Genomic DNA, 8,633 nt, shown 5'->3' on the forward strand with positions numbered 1-8,633 from the left:
CGCGGACGCTTAAGCATGAAACCGGCGTCCGCGCGACCTTCCGAGGCGTCTGCCGGCGAGACCGCCGGCAAAAGTCGCGGCCCAGCCCGCGACGCGTCTGGCGGCGACGCCTTGCCGCCCTATGCCACAATGTCCGATGCACATCGATCGGACTTTGCCAACGTGACCCGCCGCCTGCTGATTCTCTTCGCGCTCGCAGCCGGGCTCGCGGCGGCATGCTGGCTTACCTACAACCTTGCGTGGAAAAGCGGTGTCGATACGCTGCGGCGCAACGCCGCCGTGCGCGCCGAGCGCACCGCGAGCGCGCTCAAGAGCACGCTCGAACGCTACGAATCGCTGCCGTATCTGCTCGCCGAGCATCCGATCGTGCAGGACGTGCTGATCGATCCGAATCCCGCCAACGTCAAGCGCGCGAATCTCTATCTCGAAGACCTGAACCGCCACGCGCGCGCGACGGTCACCTACATCATTTCGCTCGACGGCTACTGCATCGCCGCCAGCAACTGGCGCGGGCCGGGCAGCTTCGTCGGCGCGGGCTATCAGTTCCGGCCGTATTTCGTCGATGCAATGAAAGGCGGCGTCGGCCGCTTCTTCGGCATCGGCACGATTTCGCAGGCGCCCGGCTACTACATCTCGCAGCCGGTGCGGCGCGACGGCAAGATCGTCGGTGTGGCGGTCGTCAAGCTCGATCTCGAATGGTTTCAGGGCGTGGACGCGTCCGAGCCGCTCGTCGTCACCGACGATCATGGCGTGATCTTCCTGTCGTCGGTGCCGGCATGGAAGTACCACACGATTCGGCCGCTGCCCGGCCAGATCGCCAATTCGATCTACCAGGCTCGCCAGTACGCGCAGCAGCCGATCGAGCCGCTGCCGGTGACGGTCGAGCGCATACTCGAAGGCAATGCGCAGATCCTGCGCATCGGCGGCGGGCGCTCCGCGCCGCGCTTCCTCGCGTCGCGTCACGCCATGGGCGAGCCGGACTGGCATCTGATCACGATGTCGCCGGTCGATCCGGTCGATGCCGACGCGCGCAAGGCGACCATCGTCACCGGCTTCGGCTATGTGTCGCTGGTGCTGCTCGCGTTCTACTGGCGCATGCGGCGCGCGCGTGTGCGCGAAATGATGCGCAGCCGCGCGCTGCTGCAGAAGGCCTATGCCGAGCTGAACCAGCGCGTTGCCGAGCGCACCGCCGATCTGTCCGAGGCGAACGAGCAGTTGCACAAGGAAGTCGCCGAGCGTACACGCGCCGAGCAGGAACTGCGCGCCGCGCAAGACGAACTGATCCAGGCGAGCAAGCTGGCCGCGCTCGGCCAGATGGCGGCCGGCATCACGCACGAGCTGAACCAGCCGCTCGCCGCGCTGCGCAGTTTTTCCGATAACACGCGCGTGCTGCTCGAACGCGGCGATCAGGCATCGGCGCGCGAGAATCTCGAAGCGATCGCGGCGCTCACCGAGCGCATGGGCAAGATCACGAACCAGCTGAAGCTGTTCGTCGGCCGCGCGCGGCCGCGCAGCGCGCGCGCGTCGATCGTGCGGGCCCTGCGCAACGTCGTCGCGCTGCTGCAAAAGCGCCTGCAGGGCGTCGACCTCGAGTTCGTGCTGATCGATATCGCGGCCGACACCGACACCGACGCCGACGCCGCCGCTGCGGCAGGCGGCGCGCGCACGCCGCTGAATCTCGCCGACGATCATCCGGAGCTGGTCGCGAATTGCGACGATCTGCGGCTCGAACAGGTGCTGATCAACCTGCTCGGCAACGCGCTCGACGCAACCGCCGGCATGAACCCGCCGCGTATCACGGTCGAGGTGGAGGCCGGCGTCGCAAACCTGTCGATCGCGGTCGGCGACAACGGCCCCGGCATTCCCGACGACGTGTTGCCGCACCTGTTCGAACCGTTTTTCACGACGAAGGAAATGGGCCAGGGGCTCGGCCTTGGCCTCGCGATTTCATCGTCGATCGCGCGCGATTGCGGCGGCTCGCTCGTCGCGCGCAACGCGCCGCACGGTGGCGCATCATTCGTGTTGACGCTGCGTCGTGCGCGCGTGCAGACCAGCCCCTCGCACAATTCGCTGACCGCGGGCTCCTGATTTCACCCCGAAGCATCACCCGGAACACGCAATGAACGACGGCCTGCAAGTGCTGTATATCGAAGACGACGAACTGGTGCGCCGCGCGAGCGTGCAGAGCCTGCAACTGGCGGGCTTCGAGGTGGTCGGCCATGCGTCGGTCGAGGCCGCGGCGAAGCTGATCAGCGCGGACTTCTCCGGCGTGATCGTCAGCGATATCCGGCTGCCCGGCGCGAGCGGTCTCGACCTGCTCGCGCAGTGCCACGAGCGCGCGCCCGACGTGCCGGTGATTCTGGTCACCGGTCATGGCGAGATCTCGATGGCCGTGCAGGCGATGCGCGACGGCGCCTACGACTTCATCGAAAAGCCGTTCGCGTCCGAGCGGCTGATCGAAACCGTGCGGCGCGCGCTGGAGCGCCGCAAGCTCGTGCTCGAAAACCTCGCGCTGCGCCGTGAGCTGGCCGGGCAGAACGCGGTCGCGCCGCGCATCATCGGCCGCAGTCCGGCGATCGAGCAGGTGCGGCGGCTGATCGCCAACGTCGCGCCGACCGATGCGTCCGTCCTGATCAACGGTGATACCGGCGCGGGCAAGGAGCTGATCGCGCGCAGCCTGCACGAGTTGTCGCCGCGGCGTGACAAGCCGTTCATCGCAGTGAACTGCGGCGCGCTGCCCGAGCCGATGTTCGAATCGGAGATGTTCGGCTACGAGCCGGGCGCGTTCACCGGCGCGGCCAAACGGCGGATCGGCAAGCTCGAACATGCGTCGGGCGGCACGCTGTTTCTCGACGAGATCGAGAGCATGCCGCTCGCGCTGCAGGTCAAGCTGCTGCGCGTGCTGCAGGACGGCGTGCTGGAACGGCTCGGCTCGAATCAGCCGATTCGCGTCAATTGCCGCGTGGTCGCGGCTGCAAAAGGCGACATGGCCGAGCACGTCGCGGATGGCTCGTTCCGGCGCGATCTGCTGTACCGGCTCAACGTGGTGACGATCGCGCTGCCGCCTTTGAGCGAGCGTCGCGAGGACATCGTGCCGCTGTTCGAGCATTTCCTGCTGGATGCTGCCGTCCGTTATCAGCGGCCGGCGCCGATGCTCACCGATCGCCAACGCGCGAGTCTGATGCAGCGAGACTGGCCGGGCAACGTGCGCGAGCTGCGTAATGCCGCCGACCGCTTCGTGCTCGGCATCGCCGACGAACCGGTGCTGTCGTTCGGCGAAGACGGCGGGGCCACCCATCCGCTGAAGGAGCGTGTCGAGCAGTTCGAGCGCGCGATGATCGCCGAGGCGTTGGAGCAGGCGGGCGGCGTGGTCGCGGTCGCGGCGGACCGGCTGCAGCTCGGCAAGGCGACGCTCTACGAGAAGATCAAGCGATATGGCCTTGCGGCCAAAGGGGAAGGGGAGCGGTGAGGAGGCGGACGCCGGCGGCGGGAGGTTGCGCCGGCGTGTGGGGATCTGCTTGCGCCGGCTTAAGCCGCGCCAGCCTTCAGCGCTTTCGCGAGCAACTGGTCGAGTTCCGCGAACTGCGGCTCGCCGACATAGCGCTTCAGGATCTTGCCGTCTTTATCGACGACGAAGGTGGTCGGCGTGAGCTGCACGTTGCCGAACCGCTTGGCGGCCGAGCCGTCGTCCATTGCGACCTTGAACGGCAGCTGACGCGTTTGCGTGTAATTGGTCACGTACATCGGCGCGTCGTAGTTCATTGCCACCGCGACGAATTCGAGGCCCTGGCCCTTGAAGCGGTTATAGGTCTCGACCATCTGCGGCATTTCCTTCATGCAGGTGTCGCAACTCGTTGCCCAGAAGTTGACCAGATAAACCTTGCCTTTGAGGTCCGCTGTCGTGAGCTTCTGTCCCGATAGCAGCGTGAAGGTCGCATCGGGTACGCGCTGCTGGCCGGCAAACGCGAAGTAACCGGCGACGGCGAGCGCAATGGCCACGGCCACCGCAATCAGATAGCGAAGCGGGTTCGTGCGCCGGACGGCGGTCGGTGAATTGGAACTCATGGACGGAACCTCGTGAGTCGCGCGCGGCGCGGAACAATGGGGCGGTGTGGTGGCCCGCGGGCCGGTACTGAACAACTCTTCTATTCTAGCTCCAATGGGTTCGGCTGCGCCGAAATGGCGGGACGGCTGCGCTCCGCGTCGGCCCGGCAGTCGATCAGCGGATAATGGCGCTTTACGCTCCGAGAAGCCCGATCTTCCGTCCCATGCTCCGAACCGTTCTTCGCGTCTGCTCTTTAGTTGCCCGCGTTTCTTGCCGTTTTCCGTTGATCAGCCGATTGTCCGCCCGCCGTGCGGGCGTCTTCCAACCGGCGGGCCTATTTCTCCGTGCATTCACGCGATCCGGTCACGCTCGAACCGTGATCGGCGCGGCGACGGCCGCGTTGGCGCTCGGCGTCGCGCTCAGCGCCTGCTCACCGACCTTCGACTGGCGCACCGTGATGAACAACGACAAGGGCTACACGGTCGACTTCCCAGCCAAGCCGGACAACGATCAGCGCGCGGTGCAGATCGGCGGCACACCGATGCAGATGGCAATGCAGACCGCCGAAGCGGGCAATGCGGTCTTTGCGGTCGGCACCGTGATGCTGCCCGACGACAGCGACGCGACCCAGCGTGCCGCACTCGATTTCCTGCGCGCGGGACTGGCGCGCAATGTCGGCGCGACGCCCGATGCTCACCCAGCGCAAATCCCGCTGGCGGCGGGCGGCAAGATACCGGGGCTGGAAATGACGGTGAGCGGCGCGGCGGGCGCCAAACACGAGACGCGCACGCTGTATGCGCGGCTCGTCGCGCGCGGCCGGCACGTGTACCAGGCGGCGATCATCGCCGATCAACCGCTGCCGCAAGACCAGGTCGACCAGTTTTTTTCGTCGTTCCAGCTGTACTAAATGCGGTATTTTTGGCCGGTCGGGCGCACCTCAGAGGGCCGAACCCAGTGAAAGTTCCTTCGCAGGTTTGTACGCTAATTGCCGGTTTACGTTGAGATTTTTGAGTTACGCGCACAGCCTGTGGATAACTCTGTTGAGAAGTCGGCCTCAATGGCCGCAAAAGCCCATCAGGCGGGCCTTCCGGCAAAATCCACAGGCGTAGGGAATTTAAAAAAATACAGTGAAATCAATGGCTTGGTGAGATGCTCGTCTGCGCGCTTTTGAGTTGTATCAAAATCTAACAGGATCGCGCGTGTGTGAATAAGTCAAGTCTTGACAGTCGTTTTTTCTCCTCATAACGAGCCAAAAGCGCGGCGGTATTGGACTGCCTCGGCGACCTGCGCGGCGCTCGGCATCGCCGCGCCAGCCAGGTCCGCGACGGTGCGCGCGACCTTCAACACCCGGTAGTACGCCCGCGCCGACCAGCCAAAGCGCTCGCCGGCTTCGCGCAGCAGCGCCTCGCCCGCTGCGTCCGGGCGACATACATCGTCGACTTCGCGTCCGTCCAGCTCGCGGTTGGTCTTGCCTTGCCGGGCCAGTTGCCGCTCGCGCGCAGCGCTCACGCGCTGTGCGATCGCCACGCTTGCTTCGCCGGTGGTGGCGGCGCGTGCCGCGAGTTCGGTGGCGGTCAGTGCTGGAATTTCGAGCTGGATGTCGATGCGGTCGAGCAGCGGTCCCGACAATTTACGCAAATAGCGCGCCGCAACTTCAGGCGTACAGCGGCAGCGCCCGCCCGGATCGCCGCGCCAGCCGCACGGGCACGGGTTCATTGCGGCGATCAGTTGGCAGGCGGCGGGGAAATCCGCTTGCCAGGCGGCGCGCGAGATGGTGATGCGGCCAGCTTCGAGCGGCTCGCGCAGCGTTTCGAGCACCACGCGATCGAATTCGGGAAGCTCGTCCAGAAAAAGCACACCCAGATGCGCGAGCGTGATCTCGCCAGGCTGCGGCGGATTGCGTCCGCCGACCAGCGCCGCCGCGCTCGACGAATGGTGCGGCGCGCGAAACGGCCGCTGGCGCCACTGCGACGGCTTGAAGCCGATGCGGCTCGCGGACAGTAGCGCGGCGGAGGCGAGCGCTTCGTCGTCGGTCATGGGCGGCAGCAAACTGGGCAGGCGTGCCGCGAGCATCGACTTGCCGGCGCCGGGCGGTCCGATCAGCAGCACGTGATGGCCGCCGGCCGCCGCGACTTCGAGGGCGCGCCGAGCGGCACGCTGGCCAATCACGTCGGCCATGTCCGGCGACGGGGCGGCGGCGTGCTCGTTGTGCTCGGGCGCGGCGACCGGACTAAGACGCGCGTCCGGCGAGCCTGCGAGATGCGCGCATAGCGACGGCAGATCGGCGGCGCCGAACACGTCGACGCCGGGCACGAGCGCCGCTTCCGCCGCGCTCGCGGCCGGCAGGTAAAGCTGTGGGGTATGGAAGGCCGGTGCGGCTAGTTGATCGAGGAGGGCGGGCAACGCAGAACGCACTTCAGATGAAGCGTCGGCGTCGCCGGCGTTCGCCAGAGCGCCGCGCGCGGTGCCGCAGGCCATCGCGAACGCGCCGCGCATCGGCCGCAGCGCGCCGGTCAGCGACAGCTCGCCGGCAAACTCGCGATGGAGCAGCGATGCGGCGGGAATCTGCCCGCTTGCGGCGAGGATGCCGAGCGCGATCGGCAGATCGAAACGACCGGATTCTTTCGGTAGATCGGCCGGCGCGAGGTTGACGGTGATGCGGCGGACCGGAAAATCGAAACCGCAGTTCTGCAGCGCCGCGCGCACGCGTTCACGGCTCTCGCGCACTTCCAGGTCGGGCAGGCCGACGATCGAAAAGGACGGCAGTCCATTGGCGAGGTGAACCTCGACGGTCACCTCGGGCGCACGGCCAGCGGCCGGCGCGCGGCTGCGCACCACGGCAAGCGACATATTCTCTCCCGTCGGACGGCGCGCTCACATCGCGCGCAAATCCCCTAAAACGCTGATGACGTCACGGCCCGCTTGTCTGTGATGTGCGGCACTGCGCAGCGCGAAGGCTGCGAGCAGCGCTTACGGCGTCTGCGTGAGCGGCAATTTCTGTTCGAGCTCGGCGACGCGGCGTTCGAGTTCTTCGAGGCGCGCGCGCGTACGCACGAGCACCTGGGTCTGCGTATCGAATTCCTCGCGCGTGACCAGATCGAGCTTCGAGAAGCCCTGCGACAGCATTGCCTTGACGTTGCGTTCGACATCCTTGGCCGGCGAATTCTTGAACAGATCGCTGACGCGGGCCTGGAAGTCGTTAAAAACGTCGTTCGGTTGTTTCATCGTGTTCCCCTTGGTGCACAAAAAGTGTGCATGTTTGATTGCGCCCGTGCCCCGTTACGGCGAACGGGCGATCCTGGTGCGCGCGACGTATTGGTTGCCGCGGCCGCGTGAGCGTGTTTGGTGCGCGCCCTCGCGTTCAGAACGTTCGAACACTCTAGCAATGATCCCCCCGCCGCGCCACCGCCCGCCGCGCCGCTGGCCGTTCGGACAAGGCCGCTCGGGCGCGCTGCGCCACGCGCGCGAGGCGCGCTCCGACACAACATGGCATAGGAGTTGCTGTTACTGCCCCGCGCGCGCACTGCCAGGGCGCTTTTCCCGGTAGCGCAGGAGACCGCCGTCACGGGTACGCCACGGGGCACAACGGATCAGCAATAACTAGCGAGGATTTCATGAAACTCATTACCGCAATCATCAAGCCGTTCAAGCTGGATGAAGCGCGCGAAGCCCTGTCGGCGATCGGCGTGTCGGGCATCACGGTGACCGAAGTCAAAGGCTTCGGACGGCAGAAGGGCCACACCGAGCTGTATCGGGGCGCCGAATACGTCGTCGACTTTCTGCCGAAGGTGAAGATCGAAGCGGCGGTATCCGACGACATCGTCGACCAGGCGATCGAGGCGCTCGAGCGCGCCGCGCGTACCGGCAAGATCGGCGACGGCAAGATCTTCGTCACGCCGATCGAGCAGGTGGTTCGAATCCGCACCGGCGAGACCGGCGCGGACGCACTGTAAAAGACCAGAACATAGCGACACGGATAGCGACAAGAGGAAAACCAAGATGCGCAAACTAATGATGTCCCTGCTGATGGCCGGCTCGCTGCTCGCGGGCGGTGTCGGCACCGCCCTCGCGGACGATGCGTCCGCTCCCGCAGCCGCCTCCGCTCCCGATACGACGGCGAGCGCGCCCGCACCGGACGCCTCCGCCGCAGCCGCTGCCCCGGCGGCCTCGGCTCCCGCCGCCGATGCGTCCGCCGCGCCGGCCGCAAGCGCACCGGCCGCCGCCGATGCATCGGCCGCCGCCGCGCCGGCCACCCCGACCGCGCCGTTCTCGGTCGATTCATCGAAGATCAACTCCGGCGACACCGCGTGGATGCTGACCTCCACCGCGCTCGTGCTGTTCATGACGATCCCGGGTCTCGCGCTGTTCTACGGCGGCATGGTCCGCAAGAAGAACGTGCTCGCGACGCTGATGCAAAGCTTCGCGATCACCTGTGTCGTGACGATCGTCTGGACCGTGGTGGGCTACAGCCTCGCGTTCACGCCTGGCAGCTCGTTCATCGGCGGCTTCTCGCGCGTGTTCATGACGGGCATGAACTACATCAAGGGCGACAAGGCCACGACGCTGACCGTCAGCCACCTCGCGCCGA

Annotated in this window: 7 protein-coding genes and 1 pseudogene; 5 read left to right on the plus strand and 3 right to left on the minus strand. The window is 66.4% G+C overall.

Translation table 11 applies throughout. The annotated features are described in order from the left end of the window. Window positions 1–15 precede the first annotated feature (15 nt). Window positions 16–2,088: an ATP-binding protein gene (locus F6X39_RS21795; protein WP_187618063.1), complete on the plus strand. Its 2,073-nt coding sequence runs from the start codon at window positions 16–18 to the stop codon at window positions 2,086–2,088. Window positions 2,089–2,119: 31 nt separating this feature from the next. Next, complete coding sequence (locus F6X39_RS21800) at window positions 2,120–3,469, plus strand: sigma-54-dependent transcriptional regulator (protein ID WP_187618064.1); 1,350 nt, start codon at window positions 2,120–2,122, stop codon at window positions 3,467–3,469. A gap of 59 nt (window positions 3,470–3,528) precedes the next feature. Here F6X39_RS21800 and F6X39_RS21805 read toward each other — a convergent pair whose 3' ends face one another. Beyond that, window positions 3,529–4,065: a TlpA disulfide reductase family protein gene (locus F6X39_RS21805; protein ID WP_184026536.1), complete on the minus strand. Its 537-nt coding sequence runs from the start codon at window positions 4,063–4,065 to the stop codon at window positions 3,529–3,531. 203 nt (window positions 4,066–4,268) lie between these two features. Between F6X39_RS21805 and F6X39_RS21810 the strand changes: the two genes are divergently transcribed. Continuing rightward, window positions 4,269–4,952: a hypothetical protein gene (locus F6X39_RS21810; RefSeq protein WP_187618065.1), complete on the plus strand. Its 684-nt coding sequence runs from the start codon at window positions 4,269–4,271 to the stop codon at window positions 4,950–4,952. A 332-nt stretch (window positions 4,953–5,284) separates the two neighbouring features. On the opposite strand, the gene F6X39_RS21815 is transcribed toward F6X39_RS21810, so the two are convergent. After that, entirely contained in the window at window positions 5,285–6,895 is a 1,611-nt protein-coding gene (locus F6X39_RS21815; protein WP_187618066.1) for a YifB family Mg chelatase-like AAA ATPase, read from the minus strand. Window positions 6,896–7,015: 120 nt separating this feature from the next. Next, complete coding sequence (locus F6X39_RS21820) at window positions 7,016–7,270, minus strand: accessory factor UbiK family protein (RefSeq protein WP_026228952.1); 255 nt, start codon at window positions 7,268–7,270, stop codon at window positions 7,016–7,018. A 389-nt stretch (window positions 7,271–7,659) separates the two neighbouring features. Between F6X39_RS21820 and F6X39_RS21825 the strand changes: the two genes are divergently transcribed. Together F6X39_RS21825 and F6X39_RS21830 are read left to right on the plus strand one after the other, a co-directional pair. Next, window positions 7,660–7,998: a P-II family nitrogen regulator gene (locus F6X39_RS21825; RefSeq protein ID WP_013088261.1), complete on the plus strand. Its 339-nt coding sequence runs from the start codon at window positions 7,660–7,662 to the stop codon at window positions 7,996–7,998. A 46-nt stretch (window positions 7,999–8,044) separates the two neighbouring features. Beyond that, window positions 8,045–8,633, plus strand: a pseudogene (locus tag F6X39_RS21830) (ammonium transporter); the annotation flags it as partial.

This window comes from Paraburkholderia sp. UCT2, from assembly GCF_014397665.1.
GTDB classification, from domain to species: Bacteria; Pseudomonadota; Gammaproteobacteria; order Burkholderiales; family Burkholderiaceae; genus Paraburkholderia; species Paraburkholderia tuberum.

Coding starts and splice junctions, on each gene's coding strand:
- F6X39_RS21825 (WP_013088261.1), top strand. CDS start 7,660: ATGAAACTCATTACCGCAATCATCAAGCCGTTCAAGCTGGATGAAGCG.
- F6X39_RS21810 (WP_187618065.1), top strand. CDS start 4,269: ATGCTCCGAACCGTTCTTCGCGTCTGCTCTTTAGTTGCCCGCGTTTCT.
- F6X39_RS21800 (WP_187618064.1), top strand. CDS start 2,120: ATGAACGACGGCCTGCAAGTGCTGTATATCGAAGACGACGAACTGGTG.
- F6X39_RS21805 (WP_184026536.1), bottom strand. CDS start 4,065: ATGAGTTCCAATTCACCGACCGCCGTCCGGCGCACGAACCCGCTTCGC.
- F6X39_RS21820 (WP_026228952.1), bottom strand. CDS start 7,270: ATGAAACAACCGAACGACGTTTTTAACGACTTCCAGGCCCGCGTCAGC.
- F6X39_RS21815 (WP_187618066.1), bottom strand. CDS start 6,895: ATGTCGCTTGCCGTGGTGCGCAGCCGCGCGCCGGCCGCTGGCCGTGCG.
- F6X39_RS21795 (WP_187618063.1), top strand. CDS start 16: ATGAAACCGGCGTCCGCGCGACCTTCCGAGGCGTCTGCCGGCGAGACC.